General features: G+C 71.7%; 18 protein-coding genes and 2 pseudogenes. 10 read left to right on the plus strand and 10 right to left on the minus strand.

Annotated features, from left to right (window positions below; genetic code table 11):
- Positions 1 to 113 precede the first annotated feature (113 nt).
- A complete protein-coding gene (locus tag AB0F18_RS07405) occupies positions 114 to 725 on the plus strand; it encodes a hypothetical protein (RefSeq protein WP_362055945.1) in 612 nt (203 codons plus the stop codon).
- On the plus strand, positions 704 to 2,338 hold the full coding sequence (locus AB0F18_RS07410) for a family 20 glycosylhydrolase (RefSeq protein WP_362055947.1): 1,635 nt from the start codon (positions 704 to 706) through the stop codon (positions 2,336 to 2,338). The genes AB0F18_RS07405 and AB0F18_RS07410 overlap by 22 nt, the downstream gene beginning before the upstream one ends.
- Positions 2,339 to 2,379: 41 nt before the next feature.
- Here the strand turns inward: AB0F18_RS07410 and AB0F18_RS07415 are convergent, their stop codons facing one another.
- From AB0F18_RS07415 to AB0F18_RS07445, 7 genes are read right to left on the minus strand one after another with little or no spacing between them, the layout of a single operon-like run.
- Positions 2,380 to 3,405 (minus strand): hypothetical protein, encoded by a 1,026-nt coding sequence (locus AB0F18_RS07415; protein ID WP_362055948.1) that lies wholly within the window; start codon positions 3,403 to 3,405, stop codon positions 2,380 to 2,382.
- Positions 3,402 to 4,559, minus strand: coding sequence for a glycosyltransferase family 4 protein (locus AB0F18_RS07420; protein ID WP_362055950.1), 1,158 nt, complete (start codon positions 4,557 to 4,559; stop codon positions 3,402 to 3,404). Before AB0F18_RS07420 ends, AB0F18_RS07415 begins: the two co-directional genes overlap by 4 nt.
- Positions 4,526 to 6,109 carry an oligosaccharide flippase family protein gene (locus tag AB0F18_RS07425; protein WP_362055952.1) on the minus strand — a complete coding sequence of 528 codons (1,584 nt, stop codon included), beginning with the start codon at positions 6,107 to 6,109 and terminating at the stop codon, positions 4,526 to 4,528. Before AB0F18_RS07425 ends, AB0F18_RS07420 begins: the two co-directional genes overlap by 34 nt.
- The gene (locus AB0F18_RS07430) at positions 6,106 to 7,185 is read right to left on the minus strand and encodes a hypothetical protein (protein ID WP_362055953.1); all 1,080 of its coding nucleotides are present in this window, start codon (positions 7,183 to 7,185) and stop codon (positions 6,106 to 6,108) included. The genes AB0F18_RS07425 and AB0F18_RS07430 overlap by 4 nt, the downstream gene beginning before the upstream one ends.
- Positions 7,182 to 8,183 carry a GDP-mannose 4,6-dehydratase gene (gene gmd, locus AB0F18_RS07435; protein WP_362055955.1) on the minus strand — a complete coding sequence of 334 codons (1,002 nt, stop codon included), beginning with the start codon at positions 8,181 to 8,183 and terminating at the stop codon, positions 7,182 to 7,184. Before gmd ends, AB0F18_RS07430 begins: the two co-directional genes overlap by 4 nt.
- A complete protein-coding gene (locus tag AB0F18_RS07440) occupies positions 8,173 to 9,474 on the minus strand; it encodes an O-antigen ligase family protein (protein ID WP_362055957.1) in 1,302 nt (433 codons plus the stop codon). The genes gmd and AB0F18_RS07440 overlap by 11 nt, the downstream gene beginning before the upstream one ends.
- Positions 9,471 to 10,337 (minus strand): glycosyltransferase, encoded by an 867-nt coding sequence (locus AB0F18_RS07445; RefSeq protein WP_362055959.1) that lies wholly within the window; start codon positions 10,335 to 10,337, stop codon positions 9,471 to 9,473. Before AB0F18_RS07445 ends, AB0F18_RS07440 begins: the two co-directional genes overlap by 4 nt.
- Before the next feature lie 103 nt (positions 10,338 to 10,440).
- On the opposite strand from AB0F18_RS07445, the gene AB0F18_RS07450 reads away from it, so the two are divergent.
- Both AB0F18_RS07450 and AB0F18_RS07455 read left to right on the plus strand, forming a co-directional pair.
- The gene (locus tag AB0F18_RS07450; protein ID WP_362055961.1) at positions 10,441 to 11,880 is read left to right on the plus strand and encodes a polysaccharide biosynthesis tyrosine autokinase; all 1,440 of its coding nucleotides are present in this window, start codon (positions 10,441 to 10,443) and stop codon (positions 11,878 to 11,880) included.
- A gap of 41 nt (positions 11,881 to 11,921) precedes the next feature.
- Complete coding sequence (locus AB0F18_RS07455; RefSeq protein ID WP_362055963.1) at positions 11,922 to 12,470, plus strand: low molecular weight phosphatase family protein; 549 nt, start codon at positions 11,922 to 11,924, stop codon at positions 12,468 to 12,470.
- Between the two features lie 302 nt (positions 12,471 to 12,772).
- Here AB0F18_RS07455 and AB0F18_RS07460 read toward each other — a convergent pair whose 3' ends face one another.
- Positions 12,773 to 13,750, minus strand: a complete 978-nt coding sequence (locus AB0F18_RS07460; RefSeq protein ID WP_362055965.1) for a LysR substrate-binding domain-containing protein — start codon at positions 13,748 to 13,750, stop codon at positions 12,773 to 12,775.
- Between the two features lie 181 nt (positions 13,751 to 13,931).
- On the opposite strand from AB0F18_RS07460, the gene AB0F18_RS07465 reads away from it, so the two are divergent.
- Both AB0F18_RS07465 and AB0F18_RS07470 read left to right on the plus strand, forming a co-directional pair.
- A complete protein-coding gene (locus AB0F18_RS07465) occupies positions 13,932 to 14,192 on the plus strand; it encodes a hypothetical protein (RefSeq protein WP_362055967.1) in 261 nt (86 codons plus the stop codon).
- A gap of 172 nt (positions 14,193 to 14,364) precedes the next feature.
- On the plus strand, positions 14,365 to 14,775 hold the full coding sequence (locus AB0F18_RS07470) for a hypothetical protein (protein ID WP_362055969.1): 411 nt from the start codon (positions 14,365 to 14,367) through the stop codon (positions 14,773 to 14,775).
- Positions 14,776 to 14,886: 111 nt separating this feature from the next.
- Here the strand turns inward: AB0F18_RS07470 and AB0F18_RS07475 are convergent.
- Positions 14,887 to 14,991: pseudogene (locus AB0F18_RS07475) on the minus strand (IS5/IS1182 family transposase); the annotation flags it as partial.
- 239 nt (positions 14,992 to 15,230) lie between these two features.
- Between AB0F18_RS07475 and panD the strand changes: the two are divergent.
- The 4 genes from panD (at position 15,231) to AB0F18_RS07495 (ending at position 18,285) form a co-directional block, all read left to right on the plus strand.
- A complete protein-coding gene (gene panD, locus AB0F18_RS07480) occupies positions 15,231 to 15,650 on the plus strand; it encodes an aspartate 1-decarboxylase (RefSeq protein WP_362055971.1) in 420 nt (139 codons plus the stop codon).
- Positions 15,651 to 15,665: 15 nt separating this feature from the next.
- Positions 15,666 to 16,007: a GNAT family N-acetyltransferase gene (locus tag AB0F18_RS07485; RefSeq protein WP_362055972.1), complete on the plus strand. Its 342-nt coding sequence runs from the start codon at positions 15,666 to 15,668 to the stop codon at positions 16,005 to 16,007.
- On the plus strand, positions 16,001 to 16,630 hold the full coding sequence (locus tag AB0F18_RS07490) for an aspartate/glutamate racemase family protein (protein WP_362055974.1): 630 nt from the start codon (positions 16,001 to 16,003) through the stop codon (positions 16,628 to 16,630). The genes AB0F18_RS07485 and AB0F18_RS07490 overlap by 7 nt, the downstream gene beginning before the upstream one ends.
- A 314-nt stretch (positions 16,631 to 16,944) precedes the next feature.
- Positions 16,945 to 18,285, plus strand: a complete 1,341-nt coding sequence (locus tag AB0F18_RS07495) for a transglycosylase family protein (RefSeq protein WP_362055976.1) — start codon at positions 16,945 to 16,947, stop codon at positions 18,283 to 18,285.
- Between the two features lie 24 nt (positions 18,286 to 18,309).
- Here AB0F18_RS07495 and AB0F18_RS07500 read toward each other — a convergent pair.
- Positions 18,310 to 19,134: pseudogene (locus AB0F18_RS07500) on the minus strand (DMT family transporter); the annotation flags it as partial.
- Between the last annotated feature and the right edge of the window lie 69 nt (positions 19,135 to 19,203).

The following is a 19,203-nucleotide window of genomic DNA, read 5'->3' on the forward strand; positions in this document are numbered from 1 at the left end:
GCCGCCCGCATGGCGCGTCTCTCCGCCACAGAAGGTGCGATGTATGACGTAAAGCGATTAGATGGACACGCGATGTCATCGCTTCAGTCGCGCGCACATACCTGGAGCCCGCCATGGCCCGGATCACCATCAACGGTGTGACCAGCGATCCGCTGAGGCAGTCCCACGCGCTGGCCGGCGCCTCGCTGGTCTCGGAGGACGCGTCCGCCTCCAACTATCTCCTCGTCCAGACCACCCGTATTCCCTCGGTGCAGGAGAGGGAGCAGCTCGCGGAGTTGGGCGTAGTGATCCATGAGTACGTTGCGGAGAGCACCTATCTGTGCGGGTACCGGCCTGCCGACCTCGGTGCCGTCCGGGCCTTGCCCTTCGTGGCCTGGGCGGATGTCTGTCTGGAGGGCTTCAAGATCACCCCTCCGTTTCGGCCAGGCGGGTTGCAATCCGATCTGGCCGCCCTGGCCGCACCCACGGCGGCAGTGGATTCACAGGAGCATGCGGTCGATGTGGTGCTTCATGGCGATGCCGATCCGGAAGTGGACGGTGTCAGACAGCGGATCGCCGATGCGGCCGGTGTCAGTGCCGATGACGTCCAGCTCACGAGGAACAAGATGCGTCTCACGCTTTCAGGAGACCACCTCGGCGCGCTGCGCTGCACTGGTGCACCCCACATGCTCCGCTCGGCCATACCCGGCGGCTGGAGGCAGCCATGCGTCTGCTCAGATTGCTGATCGTCACCGCGTACGCGGTGTTCGCACCGGCGATACCCGGCGCCGGCCCCGCCCAGGCGGAAGCCGGGCCGCCGCAGGCCGTACCGGCCCTGCGTCAATGGACGGCCGGCACCGGTACCTACACCTTCACCGACGCCACCCGGATCGTCGTCGACCCCGCCTCCACCGCCCAACTAGCGGACGAGGCCGCCACGTTCGCGCAGGACCTGGGCGCGCTGGCCGGGCGCGGCGTGGCCGTCGTCACCGGGAGCCCGGCCGCCGGTGACATCCGCCTCACCCTCGGCGACTCCACCCTGCCCGCCGAGGGATACCGGATGACCGTCGCCGGAATCCTCACCCTCCAGGCCGGGACCGACGCCGGAGCGTTCAACGGCACCCGCACCGTCCTCCAGCTGCTGCGCCAGTCCGCCTCGGTGCCGGCCGGTACGGCGGTGGACTGGCCGACCAAGGCGGAGCGCGGACTCATGGTCGACCAGGGCCGCAAGTTCTTCACCGTGGACTGGCTGAGGCAGCACATCAAGGAGCTCGCCTACCTCAAGCTCAACTACTTCCACTTCCACCTGTCGGACACCTACGGGTTCCGGCTGGAGAGCTCCACCCACCCGGAGATCGTCTCCACCGACCACTACTCCAAGCAGGACATCGCCGACCTCGTCGAGCTCGGCCGCAAGTACCACGTCACCATCGTCCCGGAGATGGACACCCCCGGGCACATGAACGCGGTCCTGGCCGCGCACCCCGAGCTCAAGCTCAAGAGCAGCTCGGGCGCGGTCAGCAACGACTTCATCGACCTCTCGCTGCCCGGTTCGTACACACTGATCAAGGACCTGGTGAGCGAGTACCTGCCGCTGTTCCCGGCACCGTACTGGCACATCGGCGCGGACGAATACGTCACCGACTACAGCAAGTACCCGCAGCTGCTCAGCTATGCCCGCGCCCACTACGGCGCGGACGCGACCGCCAAGGACACCTACTACGGGTTCGTCAACTGGGCGGACGACCTGGTGCGTGCGGGCGGCAAGACGACGCGCATGTGGAACGACGGCATCAAGTCCGGGGACGGGATGCTCCGCCCCCACTCGGGCATCCTCGTGGAGTACTGGTACACCTACGGCCTCACCCCCCAGCAGCTGGCCGACGCGGGCCACGTCGTGGCCAACGAGTCCTGGACCCCCACCTATTACGTGCTCGGGGGCCCGAAGCCCGACACCAAGTGGATGTACGAGACCTGGACCCCGGACCGCTTCGAGGGCGGCAACACCCTGTCCGACCCTGCGAAGAACCCCGGGTCGGTGATCCACGTGTGGTGCGACACCCCCACCGCCGAGACCGAGGGGCAGATAGCCGCCGGCATCATGTACCCGCTGCGCGCACTTGCCCAGCAGACCTGGGGATCGCCGAAGCCCGCGGCGACGTACGCCGCCTTCACCCCCATCGTCGCGAGCATCGGCCACAACCCGGCCTGGCCCGGTCTCGCCCAGCCGGGCAACCTGGCCCTGGGCCGTCCGACCACCGCCTCCAGCACGGAGAAGGCGAACTTCCCGGCGGCCAGATCCAGCTCTCCGACGCCACCAGCGACAAGCCCGTTCTTCGGCTCGATGAACTTCCACTGAGCATCTGTGACCCAGCAACTGATCACGACATCACACAGGCCCTAGCAGTCCAGGGCGACGAGCCCGGCCCACGGGTCGGCGGGCGGGGCGGGCAGCGGGATGTACGGAGAGAGCATGTGGAGCAGGGCTTGGCGCTCGGTCAGCCGGGCACGGGCCCACTCGCTCATCCACTGTCCCTGCGCGAGAAGTTCCTCGGGGTCGCGGCGAAGCAGATCGCGGACCCGCCCGGCCGCGGCGCGCGGGGTGTCCATCAGGTGCAGGCCGCGGTCGGGACCCGGTAGCCAGTCGAGTCCCGGCTGGCGGGAGGTGACATGGACCCGGCCCGCGCACATCGCGATCGGCAGCCGGTCGGAGAAGTAGCCTGTGTGCTTGCGATAGCGGTCCCAGCCGGCGCTGATCAACGCCCCTTCCATGACGGTCAGCTGATCGGGAAAGGGGACGGGGCCGCGTGCGCAGGGGCCTCGCCATCCCCTGCCGTACACCGAGAGCCGTGCTCCCGCGACCTTGCGCAACTCCTTGACGAGCAGAGCCCGTTCGCGATCATCGGGGATCAGTTCGATTCCTAGGTATGTGAGGCGCTTGCCGACCAGCGTCACTCCGACCGCGGTCGGCTCCGGGCCTGGCGGTGCGGCGAGCAGATGCAGCGGCGCGACGTGCGGCACGTACCGCACCGGCCGGCCGCAGGCCCGACGCAGCATCGCGGCCTGCCCACCCGCGGCGACGCTGAAGACTTCTTCCGCGGCCCGCATCCACGCCAGGTTCCGCTCGCGCAACGGCTTGGTGAGCCCTCCCCACGCGTCGCCCTCCCACACCACGACCGGCGGCCCCCCGGCGGTCCGCACCCACTCCTGGACATGCCGGTTCGTCCACGGGTACGACTGGGGGGACTGGACGAAGACCAGGTCGGGACGGGAGGGGGGCAGCTGGTCCCCGGCGGCGGGGACGGCGCACGCGTACCGCAGCAGGCCCGCATCGGCGAGGTCCTCGAAGGCACGCGCGAAGCGGGTGTGCGGGCCGAAGGGCTCAGGTTCATTGCTGATCTGCAGGACGAGGGGCGTGGTGGTCACGGGCGGCTGCCTTCCGTGGTGAACCAGCATGTGTATGCGGCGGCCACGTCCCGCAGCTCGAAGCGGCCCGCCGTCCGGTGGCGCCCCGCCGTCGCGAGCCGGGCCCGCAACTGCGGGTCGCGGGCGAGACGGCTCATGGCGTCGGCCAGCGTCCGGGGCGAGTCGATGTCCACGGCGAGGCCGCCGTCCCCGGCGACCCAGGGCACGGCCCCACTGCGTTCGCCCACGATGACCGGGAGCCCCATGCCCATCGCCTCGGCTGTGATCATCGAGAACGACTCGATACGGGACGGGTGGACCAGGACGTGGGCCTCGGCGGCGATCCGGCGCAGCAAGGTGCCGTGCGCCAGCGGGCCGGCGAATTCGACCCCGGCCGTGAGTCCGTGTGCGGCGGCCCACTGCCGGGCCGGTCCCCGCGCGTCGTGTCCATCGCCGCACAGCAACAGCCGGGCGCACGGGAGTTCGACCCGCAGGAGAGCGAAGGCGCGCAGCAGCGTTGCCGTGTTCTTGAGCGGCCCCCAGCCCTGGACGGCGGTGGCGAACACCGGGGCGGCGTCGGGCGGCGCAGTGGCGCTGGGCAGATGCTCCATGCGCACCCCGTTGGGGATGACCTCGATGGGCCGTCGGACACCCAGCACCCGGCGCAGATGCCGCGCGGTGTAAGGGCTGTTGGCGCTGAGCGCAGTGGCGCGGTGGACGGCCGGGAGAGCCATGGAGTGGCGCAGCCAGCGGTAGGCGCTGCGCATCTCCCAGGCGTAGCGCAATGGGGTGTCGTGGGCGGTGACGAAGGAGGGCAGGCCGCTGGCGATCGCGGCCAGCGCGAACTCGTACGTCCAGTGGGCGCTGACCAGGTCGGCGGGGTGAGCCCGCATCGCGGCCGCGAGCCCTCGTCGTTCGGCGCGGAACAAGTCCTTCAGCCGGTGTCTGGCCCGCGCGCGCTGCGGTACGACGACGAGGTCGATGCCCTGGCCGCTGTACACCTGCCGCCCGGTGACGGCGCCGCTCAGGGCGTACACCGTCAGTCGGTGCCCCTGCTCCAGCCAGGTCCTGGCGAGCCAGCCGGTGCACGGTCCGCTGTAGACGGCGGGCAGCCGCGCGGGCAGCAGGTGCTGGAGGGGGGTCAGGTCGACGGGGCCTGCGAGGCCGATGTGCATGGGTGGCTCCTCGGATGGGATCTGACGAGACCGTGGCGGCGGGCCGTGGCATAGACGGGCAGACGGGTGCGGAGCACGGCGCAGGCGAGGGCCACCGGGAGCATGGCGCCGAGGCCCAGCAGCAGCCCGTAGTGCGGGGGATGGGAGCGCAGGCCGAGCGCGGCCGAGAGACCGAGTGCGGTGCCGACCGCCGCGTGCACGGCGTGCGCGAAGAGCAGCGGACGTACCCCGAGGACCTTGGCGGTATGCCAGTGGGCGAGCTGGACGAGATGACCGGCCAGCGGGGCGACCACGGTGGCGCAGGCGGCGAGGAACAGGCTGTGGTACGCCCGGGCGAAGCAGAGCATCAGCGCGGTCGCCCCGATGGCGGCGAGCTGGGCGCGCAGCAGGGCTCTGGTGTCCATGCGGACGGTGTCGACGGAGCTCGCGGTGGAGCAGAGCATCCACAGCGCGGCCCCGGCCGCGAGCACCGGAACCAGGCCCGCGGCCGTCTCCCAGGTCGGCCCCAGCAGCAGGAGCAGCGCGGCCGGCCCGAGACCGGCGAGCGCGCCCAGGCCCATCAGTCCCACGGCGGATGCCGAGCACAACACGTCATGCACCGCCTGCGGAGGAATCCTCCCGGCCGCGCGGGCGTCGGCCAGCGCCGGGGTGACGGCCCGGTGGAGGCCCTGCGCGAGGACGGTCAGCGGGATACCGGTCAGGAGAGCGGCCCGCGAGTAGTGACCGGCCGCGGCGGCGCCGAGGGTGGCGCCCGCCAGCCACAGCGGGGCGTTGTTGGTCGCGGACTGTACAAGGCCGTACCCGGTGAAGAAGCCGGAGGAGCGGAGAAGTTCGCGGGCTGGAACGGGAGGGCCGACGGGCAGCCGTGCGGGCGTAGCGGGCACCGACGGCGCGCCGTGCTCCGTCGGCGCCTGTGCCGCGGACGCCGGGCGGGGACGGCGGCGCCACGGCCGTGCGGCGGCCGGGGAGCGGCGCCGTTCGGGTAGCAGGGCGCAGGCGGCCAGGACCAGGGTGCAGGCCGCGGACAGCGGGAACGCGGTGGCCAGGGCGTAGGGGTTCCAGCCCGCCAGTAGGAGCGTCAGCGCCAGGGCCGATCCCGTGATCTGGCCGGCCAGTTCGGCGCGTACCGCCGTACGAGGACGCTCCAGCCTGCGCAGTGCAGCGACCGCCGCCAGCGCAGCCGGCTGGACCAGGAACTGCGCCGCCAGCACGCGGAGCATCCCGGCCGTCTGCGGGTCTTCACAGACCGCCGTGAGCAGCGGGGCGGCGAACAGCGCGGCGCAGAAGCAGACGAGGCCGAAGACGGCGGCGAGTGTGAAGACGGTACGCAACAGGCACCTGGTGAGCCGCTCGGCGCGCAGCACACAGGTGGCCAGGCCGGAGTTGGCGACGTAGCCGAGCAGGACGGTGACACTGCACGCGGTGGCGTACGCGCCGAAGTGGTCGGGGGACACCAGGCGCGCGGCGATCGCCGTGTAGCCGAGCTGGAACAGCATTCCGAGCAAGGAGCCGCCGTAGTTCCAGCCGAGGCTGCGCGTGACTGCGCTCATACGCCGATGGCGTCCATCGCGGCGATCTCCTGCCAGGGGTCGGCGCGCGGTGCGGGCACGGTAGCCAGGTGGCGGGTGAGCATGTGCCGCAGCGCGTTGGTTTCGGTGAGCCGGGTACGGACCCACGTGTGCCCGGCGAGTCCGGCGGCATGCAGCTGTGCGGGGTCGGCGCGCAGCAGTTCGGTGACCCGGTCGACCGCTTCGGCGGGGGAGTCCACCAGGTGCAGGCCGCACTCCGGGCCCGGCAGCCAGCCGGTGTTCAGGGGCCTGGTCGTGACGTGCGGACGTCCCGCGAACAGACTGATCGGCAGCCGGTTGGAGAAATAGCCGTCGCGGCCGGGGAAGTGGTCCCAGTTGGCGCTGATCCGGGCGGTGCGCAGGGCGTCCACCTGATCGTCGAACGGGACGGGTCCGAGTGCGCCCCGGCCTCGCCAGCCGTGGCCGTGCACGGCGAACCGGCAGCCGGGCAGCCGCTGGAGGGACCGTACGAACCGCCGACGCTCCCGAGCGCCGTCGATCCGTTCGAACACCCCGAAGCGGACGAAGCAGCTGCCGATGTGCATCACGTCGTGTGCCGTGGCGTCGACGCCCGGGACGGGCCCGTCGTCCCAGAGGCGATGGGGCACGGTCTGCGGGATGTATTGAACGGGCCGCCGGGTGTACCTGCCCAGGAGACGGGCCTGGATGCCGAGGCCCGGGGTGAAGACGGTGTCCGCGTACCGCAACCAGGGCTCCATGGAGGGCAGGACGGGTTTGCGTCCGCCCCACGGGTCGCCCTCCCACATCACGACGGTCGGTGAGCCGAGGCGCCGCAGGAGGTCCGCCACATCCGCGTCGGTCCAGGGGAAGTTGCCCGGTGTCTGGACGAACAGGACTTCAGGGCGGGCCCGTTCGGCGGTCCGGAGGATTTCGGCCAGCGCGGCCGCGCGGCCTGCCGACAGCAGCGCCGCGGGGGCGAGTGGCACGTGGGTGAGTGCGCCGTCGATGGCCAGGGCACGGAACGCGCTGCCGAAGCTCAGCCGCGGACCGGGCGGTTCGCGGTCGTTGGTGAGGTGGAGGACGGCCGGCGGGGTCACCGGGCCACCTGCCCCTCGGGCAGCTGTGCGCCCAGCTCGGCGTCGGTCATGAGGCGGGCCAGGTCGGGGGTCAGCACGGTCGGCCGCCAGCCCAGCTCGCGTTCAGCCTTCGACGCGTCGCCGACCAGGTCCGGCACCTCGGAGGGCCTCAAGTAACGCTCGTCGAACCGTACGTGGCGCTCCCAGTCAAGGCCCGCGCGCTCGAAGCAGAAGGTGAGGAAGTCCCGGACGCTGTAGCTGGTGCCCGTGGCCACCACGTAGTCGTCCGGCCGGTCGCACTGGAGCATCCGCCACATCGCGTCCACGTATTCGGGCGCGTAACCCCAGTCGCGGCGGGCCTCCAGATTGCCGAGGTGCAGGAACTCCTGCTCGCCGCGGGCGATCCGGGCCGCGGCCCGGGCGATCTTGCGGGTCACGAAGGTCTCGCCGCGCCGGGGTGACTCATGGTTGAAGAGGATGCCGTTGACCGCGTGAATTCCGTACGCCTCACGGTAGTTGCGGGTGATCCAGTACGCGTACACCTTGGCGACGGCGTACGGGGAGCGCGGGTGGAAGGGCGTCGTCTCGGACTGCGGGGGCGCCGTGATCCCGAACATCTCCGAACTGGAGGCCTGGTAGAAACGGCACGGCAGCCCGGTCATCCGGATGGCCTCCAGCAGCCGGGTGGTGCCGAGACCCGTGGTGGTGCCGGTGAACTCGGGCTCGTCGAAGGAGACGCGGACGTGCGACTGGGCAGCCAGGTGGTAGACCTCGTCGGGCTGGATGTGCTCCAGGAGGGCGGCGATCCGGGAGCCGTCGGCCAGGTCCCCGTAGTGCAGGCGGAGCCGGGCATCCGGCTCGTGCGGGTCCTGGTAGAGGTGGTCGATCCGCTGGGTGGTGAAGGTGGACGAGCGGCGGATCAGGCCGTGCACCAGATAGTCCTTGGAGAGCAGGAGTTCGGCGAGATACGAGCCGTCCTGTCCGGTGATGCCGGTGATCAGCGCGGTTCTACGGGACATCTGACGGCTCCTGGGTTGCGGAGGTGGGGAAGGGGGTTCCGTGGAGCAGAACGCACCACACCACGGTGAGCAGCAGTACGGCGGCGGACAGTCCGCCGAGAGCGCGCAACGGAGCCTCGGTGGTGCACGCCACGATCAGCAGTGTCACCAGCGCGGTCGAGAGGCCACTGGTGTGCGCGGAGGCCCGCCGGGCCTGTACGACCAGGGAGCTCACCAGCAGACACAGCCCGGCGAACCCGATCAGACCGGACCCTCCGAGCGTTTGCATGACCTGGCTGTGCGCCTGGCCGATCCAGTGGTCCGTGGTGCCGAAGAGCTCCAGTCGGTGGGCCGGGCTGAACAGAGTGGGCCCGTAACCGAACAGCGGATTGCGCTCGAACTCGTCGTAGGCGAGCCGCCAGGCAAGGGTGCGGCCGTTGAAGTCCCCGTACATCGGATCGGCGGCGAGCCGGGCGAGCGCGGCCTGTACGGGGGCCGCCATCAGCACCATCAGGGCGGCGGCGCCCCCGAAGACGGTGAGCAGCTGCCTGCGGAGCACGGTCCGGCCCCATGCGCCGTGAACGAAGAACACCGAGGCGGCGCAGATCCAGCCCGTTCTGGACTGGGTGAGCGTCAGGGCGAGGAGCGCGGCGGCCGCATGGATCGCACGGCCGCGCCACCGCCCCACCGGGGTGACTTCGAGGAGCAGAGCCGCAGCCATCAGGGGCGCCAGATGGTTCGGGTTGGGGGCAAGGCCCATGAACTGGCCCCAGCCGAGGCCGAGGAAGTCCCGCCCCCCGTCGCCGTGGGCGGGCAACAGGAAGGCCCAGCCCGGTGCGACCAGGATGCTGAGCAAGCTGCCCCAGACGTAACAGCGCAAGATGATGCGGAGTTGGCTCAGCACCTCGGGGAAAGGGCGGCGGGGGCACAGGTAGAGGGCGGCGAACAGCAGCGGCGCGAACACCACCGTCGCGTCCAGAGCGCCGTGCTCGCCGAACACGGCCGACAGGACGGGGCCCGCGGCGAACGCGACGGCGGCCCAGGCGAGCCCCTGGCCGGTCCTGGGCGGGCGCGCACCGGCCCCCGCGCCCTGGAACACAGCGCGGGTCACCAGGGCTGCCGCCAGGACGGACACCAGCAGGATCACGCTCTGGGAGAAGAGCAGTTGCAAGCCGGAGAGGGGTTCGCCGGCTGCCGTGCCGAGTCCGTGGTAGAGATGGGGGACCAGGGGGGCCACCGCAATGGTGCCGAGCCCGGTGATCCACAGCAGCAGGGCGCCGCCCCCGGCGACCGGCGCGATCGGCCCGGTCACCGCGGGTACTCCCCGCCCCCCACGCGCCGCCCGGCCAGAGCCCGCGCCACCGTCTTCAGGTACGGCGAGACCATCAGCAACGGTGCCCATGGCCATGCGTGCCGTCGGCAGTACACCCACCACTGGCGGGGCGGCAGTTCGCGCTGCGAGGTGACGCGGCGCAGCGCCTCGCGCACCCCGATGCCCGGTTCGCGGGAGCCGGTGTCCGGCGGGTTGCGGTCGCAGCTGCCCACGTGGCGTGGGCTCACATAGGCGGGGATGCCGGCCCGACGGGCGCGGAAGCCGTGGTCGTAGTCACCCATGCCGTGCCGGAAGACCTTGTCGATGTCACCGATCCGTTCATGTACGGCGCGGGGCAGGAGCACCACATTGCCGTTGTACGTGTCACAGGGCTCGGGCCGTCCTGTGGGCTCGACCAGGGTGAGTGCGCGGCCGCTCCGTCCGGAGTACGTCGTATGCGCGCCGTTTCGTGCGCGCACCGCGCCGACGACGACGGCGCCGGGCCCGACGGCCCGTACGGTGTCGAGCAGGACGGCGAGGGCGTCCCGGTCCAGTACCACGTCATCGTTGAGCCAGAGCTGGTACTCCCAGGGCGGCAGGCCCGCGGCGTGGCTGTTGCGGCTCGCGATGCGCATGCCCTGGCCCCAGTAGACGTCGTCGCCGACCGTCACGACCTCGACCCGCGGGTGCGCCGCCCGGACCGCCTCGGGTGTGCCGTCGGTACTGCCCGCATCCACGAGGTGGATCCGCACCTCCGTGTCCTCGGGCAGTCCGCGCTGCACGCGGAGGGCAGAGAGGGCGGACAGGGTCTTCTCGCGACGGTTGTGACTGGTGATCAGCACGGCGATATGGGCTGGCAGCACGAAGGACTCCTCCGGTCAGGCCCCCATGGTTGCCAGACAAACCAGACAAATTAGTCTAACCTGGCCGGGCGCGCTGCCCGAACGACCCGATGAGGTGCACATCTTGGAACTTCGCAGCATCCTGAGAGCACTGGCCAGGAGCTGGCCCGTCGTGATCGTCTGCACGCTGCTCGGGGTCTCTGCCGGCTGGGCGGCCACTGCGCTCTCGACCCCCGTCTACCAGGCGCACGCCCAGCTGTTCGTCTCCGCCCGGTCCGGCGGCGAAACCAGCGAGCTCCAGCAGGGCAACAGCTTCTCGCTGGCCCGGGTCCAGTCGTACGCATCGATCGTGACCAGTCGTCAGGTCACCCGGCACGTCGTCTCCTCCCTAGGCCTCGACACCACGCCGGACGAACTCGCCGGCCGGATCACCGCGGAAGCGCCGATCGGCACCGTGCTGGTCAACATCACGGTCAGGGACACCGAGCCGCGTCGCGCGGCGGCCGTCGCGGATGCGGTTGCCTACCGCTTCAGCGATGTCGTCGAGCGCCTGGAGACCCTCGACGCCCCGTCCCCCAACGGGGTGGCCAAGTCCCCGGTGAAACTGGGCGTCACCCGGACCGCCTCGGTCCCCTCGGTCCCGGTCAGCCCGCGTCCTGCTCTCAACCTTGCCGCGGGCCTGATCGCCGGTCTTCTGCTGGGCGCGGGGGCCGCCCTGCTCCGGGAGACGCTCGACGTCACCGTCAAGTCTGCGGACGCCTTGGCTGCCCTCACCAGCCTGCCCGTACTCAGCTCGATTCCCTTCGACAAGGACAGCCCGCAGCAGCCGCTCGCCGCCGGTGCCGCAGGGCACTCGGCGCGGGCCGAGGCATTCCGTCATCTGCGGACGAACCTGCAGTTCGCCCAGATCGGCGACCGGCCTCGGGTCATCGTCGTCACCAGTTCGCTGCCCGGCGAAGGCAAGACCAGCACCGCGGTCAACCTCGCCTTCTCGCTCACCGAGGCCGGCACCTCCACCTGCCTCGTCGACGCCGATCTGCGCCGCCCCTGCGTGGCCCACACCCTCGGGCTCGTCCAGGACGCCGGCCTCACCAGTGTGCTGATCGGCCAGGCGCGGATCGGGGATGTGATGCAGACGGCGGGCGGGCTCTCCGTCCTGACCAGCGGCCCCGTCCCGCCCAACCCCACCGAGCTGCTCGCCTCCGACCGGATGGCGGAGTTGCTGCGCGAACTCGCCGCCGGCTACGAGGCCGTGATCGTCGACACCGCCCCGCTGTTGCCCGTGGCCGACACGGTGGCACTCGCCACTCTCGCCCACGGTGCGCTCCTGGTCGTACGGGCCGGAAAGACCCCGCGCGACCGGGTCGCGGCGGCCACCGAAGCCCTGCGTACGGTGGGGGTGCGGACCCTCGGCACGGTCTTCAGCATGAGCCCGAAGCCGAGGCAGGGGGGATACGGATACGGATACGGCGACCCGTCGGCCGCACTGACCCCGCCGCCGCGTTCATGTGCCGAGGATGAGCTGTCCCAAGGAGCAGCGCTGCTGCGGGGTGGGGTCAAGTGACGCGCCCCGGCGGCATCCCGCGGTATCGAGGAGACCTACCCGTGGATGACGGCGACGCGGCTCGGCTGACCATCCTCTTCGTCTGCACCGGCAATGTGCACCGCTCCCCCCTGGCCGAACGGCTGCTGGCGGCCAGGCTCCCGGAAGCGCGGGTGGGCAGTGCGGGCACCAGGGCCCAGCACATCGCGGGCATGCATCCGGCGACCGGTTCCGTGCTGAAACAACTGGGCGGGAACAGTGCGAGGTTCACGTCACGGCTATTGAGGCCGGAGCTGGTTGCGGAGGCCGATCTCGTCCTGGGTCTTGAGCGGGAGCACCGGGAGACGGCCGTACGCCTGTGGCCGGCGGCCATGCGCAAGTGCTTCACGGTCAGGGAGTTCTTGCGGCTGGCCCAGGGGGAGGCGGTCCCGCCCCGGGAAAGGATCGCCCGGGCCGCGGCCGCCCGCGGCAGTCGGGCGCCGGTGGAGCGGGCCGCAGACGGGATCGCAGATCCCTGGGGTGCCTCGTACGACGTATTGCTGACGTGCGGGCGGGAGATCGACGAGGCGGCCGCGGAGTTGGCCGGGCTGCTGGCGGAGGGCCGCCCGTGAGGCCAGCGGCCTGCTCCTGGCGGACAGGGGTGATCTTGGTCGAGGACCCGTCTACCAGGGGCTTCTTCGTTCCGTACAGCCGTTGACCCCCCAACAGCCGGGCATCGCGGGCAGGTTGGAAAAGGCTCAGTGCGGCATAGGCGCTGACATCCATAGCGAAGATGCCGTTCCTTCCCTCTTCTCCTTCCGCCTGAGGAGGTCCGCTTCGTCCTACGCGAATTGCAGCATGGTCCCGGTGTATCGAACCGTTCGGCGACGGCCGCGAGGCGTGCGTGCGCCTGCAGTGTGATAGCCCGTGGCTGTTACCGGCGCGGGGCGGACTGGTCCGGTGTGTCCCACCACCGGGAGCCCAGCCGGGCCACCGCGGCGGTCGCGCATACCTCGCGCACCACGCCCCGTATCGCGGCCAGGCCGGGCTCGTCCCGCCGGGACGCGGCCCAGGTGAGGAGCGCGCTGGATGGGGGCAGGTCGACGACCTCCAGGTAGCGGATGCCCGGGCGTGGGAAGAGCTCGCCCGCGGCACCCGCCACGAAGGCGATCCCCTGGCCGAGGCCGACGGCGGAGACGATGCCCTCCATGGTGGTCGCGCCGTGATCGGTGTAGCGGACGGTGGAGCCGTCCGGGCGCGGGTCCGCGGCCCAGTAGTCGCGCCACGCCTGCGGGAGACGGTCTGCGAGGCCGATGACCGGCAGGCCGGCGAGATCGGCCAGCGTCACCCGGTCTCGGGCGGCGAGTGGATGGGTGTCAGGAAGACAGACGAGCCGGGGCTCCGGGGCCACCTCCATGGCCTGGATGCCCGGCGGCACGGGCCCGAAGCACAAGACGGCGTCGGCCCGCCCTTCCAGGAGGGCCTGCGCCTGATCGACGAACCCGATATCGCTGAGCTCCACCTCCAGGCCGGGGTGGCGCTCACGCGCGTGCTCGACGATGGTCCTGATCACGGGCAGCGCGGTGACGTAGGCGCCGAGGATCAGCCGCCCCGACAGCGCTCCCACCCGCCCCGCCGACTCGGCGGCCTGCCGCAACTCGTCGGCGGCGTCCACCACGGCGCGCGCGTGGGGCAGGAGGACCTCGCCCGCTGCCGTGAGCTCCACACGTCGTGTGGACCGCTTCACGAGCGTCAGACCGAGGGTCTCCTCCAGGGCCCGGATCTGGCGGCTGAACACCGGCTGACTGATAAACAGCCGTTGGGCCGCGCGTCCGAAGTGCAGTTCCTCGGACAGGACGATCAGCAGCCTCAGCTGGCGGGGACTGGGATCGGACGCCCTGCCTCTGGTCATGCCGGAAAGGCTATCAATCCCGCCGATCACCGCATCATTGATCGCTTCCACCCGGGGTGCGGAGCCGCCAGACTCGGTTCCGGGCCCAACGAGGGGCCACATGGCGCCCAGTCGGTGCGAGCACTCCCGCTCGGCTCACCGGTCCAGGGCCAGTCTTTCGTCGAACTTCCGGGAGGACCTCATGTCACGAGGCAAACGCTACTGCCTGGCGTTGGGGACGGCCGCCGTGCTGCTGTCCGGAGCTGGTGTCGCCGCGGCGGCCCCGGCCGGCGTGGAACCCCGTCCGGCGGCAGGCTCCGTGGGCACCCCGTCGGACTGGTACTACGCCGGCACCTACCGCACGCTCGACAACTGTGTCACGGCCGGCCGGTCTTCCGGGCAGCAGTGGCGGTGCGAAAGGGTCACGGCGTCCACGAAGTACGCGCTGTGGCTCAACGGCTAGTCCCGGGCCGAACCCGGCCTGTGTCGGCCGGAGTTCTGTCGCGGCAGGGGGAGCGCCACCGCCGTACGGCGTCGAAACCGCGGCGAACGTGCGGGGGCGATCACGAAGAGCGCGCGCAGGCAATCACGGCCGTGCCACGCACACGGACCATCAACACAATGGAGGAAGCGATATGAACGGAATGGGCAAGTGGAGGACGAAGGCGGTCATGGCGGCGGCCCTCGCGGCCGGGAGCCTGGCCGTCACGACGGGATCGGTTTCGGCGACCCCGCTCGGGGAGGACATCACGGTGGTGACCTCGGACGTGAACCGCGGCGGACGTGCGACGTGGCACCACAACCGCGACTGGCTGCGGGTCTGTGACGACGCCGCGGACGGACGGCGCGTCGCGGCGCGCATCGACGGCAAGGAGTGGATGTACGAGGTGCGGGGCAAGGGCAAGTGCTCCGACTTCGATCAGTGGGACTTACCGGAGGGCAAGAAGGTCAAGGTCACCGTGTGCCTCCAGGACGGTGCGACCGGCAACAAGTACGCCTGCACCACCGGGTACGGCGAGGCCATCGCAGAGCCGTCCCGACGCTGACGCACCCACCGCACAGCACGGGATCCCGCTCCACCATGGCTGCCCTGTCCGCCTCCGCGGACGGGGCAGCCCCCCATCCAGCGGAGGTCCTGGGGCGGCAGCCGTCGCGCCGCGGAGGATCTTCCAGTTGTTCATCTGGGCGAAGGTGCGCTCGACGAGGGCCCGGACCCTGCGGGGTTCTGCGTTGTCCTCCTCCTTACCGCGCAGGAGGGGCTGGCTGAAATTCACTCTGATCGAACCCTGGCCGGCTGCGCCGGACCCAGGGGCTCACGCAGTGCGGTGGTCGGACCAACCCGCGTCAACCTGATGAAGTATTAGAAAAGTCAGCAATCGGTCAGCCCGAGTCCTGGAAGACCCGGGGAAAGCTGACCGAACTCGCGAACGGTTGTAGGCTGCCGGGACCGCCCTTGACCTGTGTGAAGCGGGCAGGGAGCAGACATTTTGGGAGCTTCTTCATGTTTCGGACAATGTTCAAGTCCAAGATCCACCGGGCCACCGTCACCCAGGCCGACCTGCACTACGTCGGGTCCGTGACCATCGACGCCGATCTGCTCGACGCCGCCGACCTGCTGCCGGGTGAGCTCGTCCACATCGTGGACATCACCAACGGTGCTCGGCTGGAGACGTACGTCATCGAGGGTGAGCGGGGGTCCGGGGTCATCGGGATCAACGGGGCCGCCGCGCATCTGGTGCACCCCGGGGACCTGGTCATCCTGATCAGCTACGCACAGGTCGAGGACGCCGAGGCGCGGGCGCTGACGCCGCGCGTCGTGCACGTGGACGGCGAGAACAAGATCATCGAGCTGGGGGCGGACCCGTCCGCCCCCGTGCCGGGTACGGACCAGGAGCGCAGCCCCCACGCGGTGGCTGTCTGAGGGGAGTCGGGGACCATGGCGATCGAGCTGCTGGACGAGCGCAAGGCGGGGCGGCTGCTGGCCGTCGAGGACGGCGCGGTGGTGGGCTTCATCGCCTACTTCGTGCTGGAGCGGGAGCCCCACGCGCTGGTGGCCGTCCACACGGTCGTGGAGCCGGGGCACGAGGGGCGGGGGATCGCCGGGGACCTGGTGGGGGCCTTCTACGCGATCGCCGAGGGGGAGGGGGTGCCGGTCGTGCCGCTGTGTCCTTACGCCGCTCGCTGGGCCGCCAAGCACCCCGAGCGGGCGCCCGTGCCGCCGGCCGAGGTCGTCGACGCCGCCGTCGGGCAGCTGGACCGGGACTCGGCTCTGTGGTGACGGAGCTGACCCTGCTCCACACCTCGCCCGCGCACGTCCCCGTCTTCGACGCGCTGCGCGACGCACGGCACGCGGGGGCCGCGCTGCGGCACCTGGTGGTCCCGGAGCTGCTCGACCGGGCCCGTGAACTGGGGCCGGAAGCCGTGCGGGCCGAGGTGTCCGGGGTGCTGGCGGGGGTACGCGGGCCGGTGCTCGTCACCTGTTCGACGGTGGGCGCGGTCGCGGAGTCCCTCGCACCCGCCCTGGGGGTGCCCGTGCTGCGCGTGGACCGGCCGATGGCGGCCGAGGCCGTGCGCACCGGGCCGCGGATCGTCGTACTGGCCACGGTGGAGTCGACGCTCGCGCCGACCGGGGAGCTGATCGCCGAGGAGGCCGCCGGGCGTGCGGTGAGCGTGCGGACCCAGGTCGTCGAGGGGGCCTGGGAGCGGTTCGAGGCCGGTGATACGGACGGGTACCTCCGGGCGGTGGCCGACGCCGCGGACGCCGTCTCCGATGCCGACGTCATCGTGCTGGCCCAGGCCTCCATGGCCGGGGCCGCCGCGCTCGCCCGCACCGGCGTTCCCGTGCTCTCCAGCCCCGGGCCGGGGCTGGCGGCCGCCCTGCTCGGGGGGCGTACCGGCTGAGATCGGGGGAAGGTGAGGTTTATGGTGCGAAAACTTGAGCAGACACAGCCGCCGGTCCCCGAGCCCGACCCCGTCCCCTCGCCGAACCCGCCGCTGCCGGACCCCGGACCGGTGCCGCGGCCGGTGCCGCCCGTACCGCCGCCGTTCCCCGAGCCCGACCCCGTACCGCCGCCGCCCGGGCCCGCGCCCATCCCGCAGCCGGGACCGTTGAGCTGAGGTCAACTGCCGGTGGGGAACGGCTGGTTGTGGTCCTTGTCAGGACATCGGGGCGCCGTTAGGTTGTGCGGTTCCTGATGTCTTCCAGGGGGGCTCCCATGGGTGTACGGGGCCGGCACCGCCGGTACCAGCCGAGCAGCATCAACCGGGCCTCGCTCGTCGTCACCGCAGGTGGCGCGGGCATCGCCCTCCCCCTCATCGGCGCCGGGGACGCCCAGGCGGCCTCCGTGGACACCTGGAACAAGGTCGCCTCCTGCGAATCGACCAACAACTGGCAGACCAACACGGGGAACGGCTACTACGGCGGCCTCCAGTTCAGCCAGAGCACCTGGCGCGAATTCGGCGGCACCGCCTACGCCCCGCGCGCCGACCTGGCCACCAAGGACCAGCAGATCGCCGTCGCCGAGAAGGTGCTCAAGGGGCAGGGGCCCAAGGCCTGGCCCGCCTGCGGACCCCAGGCCGGGCTCAGCCGCAGCGCGACCGCCCCCAAGACGGAGGCCGCGCCCGCCGCCAAGCCCTCCGCGCCCGCCGCGAAGCCGCCGCAGGCGCAGGCACCCATGGACCGGATCCAGCCGACCAAGGCCACCACCGGGACCCCCGTCAGCATGCCCCGGCCCACGGGCACCTCCGTCCTGCCCAACCCGTACACCGTCGCGCCCGGGGACTCGCTCTCCTCCATCGCCGGCCGGCAGCACGTCGAGGGCGGCTGGCAGGCCCTGTACGAGACCAACCGCAGCACTGTCGGCGCCAACCCGAACCTGATCTTCCCGGGCCAGCGGCTCACCCTCCGGATCACCGCCGCGCCCCCCGCGCAGAACCCGGAGAAGCCGCCGCGCACCGCCGAGCCGGTCCCGGCCACGCCGGAGGACGGCAAGGCCGAGCAGAGCAAGCCCAAGCAGCCCGAGCAGGCCAAACCCGAGCAGCCCAAGCAGCCCGAGCAGGCCAAGCCCGCCGAGAAGCCCAAGCCCGAGCAGGCCGCCAAGCCCGCCAAGCCGGCCGAGAAGCCCGCCTCAGCGGAGCAGAAGCCCGCCTCGGGCGGGTTCACCGCCCCCGTCGACGCCGAGCTCGGCACCGCCTACCACGTCGCGGGCTCCTCCTGGTCGAGCGGCTACCACACGGGCGTCGACTTCCCGGTGCCCACCGGTACCAGCATCAAGGCCGTCGGCCCCGGCACGGTCGAGTCGGCCGGCTGGGCCGGGGCCTACGGCTACCAGGTCGTCATCAAGCACGCCGACGGCCGCTACTCCCAGTACGCCCACCTCTCCGCGCTCGGCGTCAAGGCCGGACAGCAGGTCTCCGGCGGCCAGCGCATCGGCCGCTCCGGCTCGACCGGCAATACCAGCGGCCCCCACCTGCACTTCGAGATGCGCACCGGCCCCGGATACGGCTCCGACATCGACCCGCTGAAGTACCTCCGCGGCAAGGGGGTCGGCATCTGACCCCCGCACGTGCGGCGGCACGGCCGTGAGCAGGACCAGGCCGGCCGCCGCCAGCGCGCCGCTCGCCAGAGCCGCCACGGCCCCGGTCGTCCCGTACCGGAAGCCCTCGTCGAACAGGGTGACCCCCACGGCGGCCGCGACCACCGGGTTGACCACCGTCACCGTCGCCAGCGGTGCCGTCAGCCCCGCACCCCGGTAGGCGGCCTGGGACAGCAGCAGCCCGAACGCCGCCAGTACGGCGATCGCCGCCAGGTCCGGCCACAGCCCGACCGGCCCGCCCGTCGCGTCCGGGGCCACGCCCTCGGCCACCGACTTCGTGAACACCGAGGCCATCCCGAAGGCCGTACCGGCCGCCGCGGCCAGCAGCACGCTGCGCAGCACCGCCCGCCGCATCCGCCCCGCCGCCAGGACCAGCACCGCCACCGCCACCGCCGTCACGGTCAGCAGCAGGCTCCGCTCCCCGCCCGCCAGGGCCTGGTGGCCCCGCCCCTCCCCGCCCGTCAGGGCCAGCAGCCCGGCCAGGCCCACCGTCGCCAGCATCGCCCCGCGCCAGGCCGCCGCGCCCGCCCGGCGCCCCACGAGCACGGCCGCCATCGGGAGCGCGAACACGATGGTCAGCGCCCCGAGCGGCTGGACCAGGCTCAGCGGTCCGTACGCCAGCGCCACCACGTGCAGCAGCGCGCCCAGGCAGTTCAGCGCGACCGCCGCCCACCAGCCCGCGCGGCGCAAGGGGGCCAGCGCGCGGCCGTCCGGGGAACTCGTCGCGACGCGTTCCTGGACGATCGCACCGCCCGCGTACGCGACGGCCGACACCAGACAGAGCAGAACCGACAGGGCCAGGGCACTCATGGGATCCACCATGCCCCACCCGGGCCCGCAGTTCATCCGTCCGAAGGCCCCTTGATCACAGGTCGAGTC

It is taken from the genome of Streptomyces sp. NPDC029216, from assembly GCF_040648015.1.
Lineage (GTDB): Bacteria > Actinomycetota > Actinomycetes > Streptomycetales > Streptomycetaceae > Streptomyces.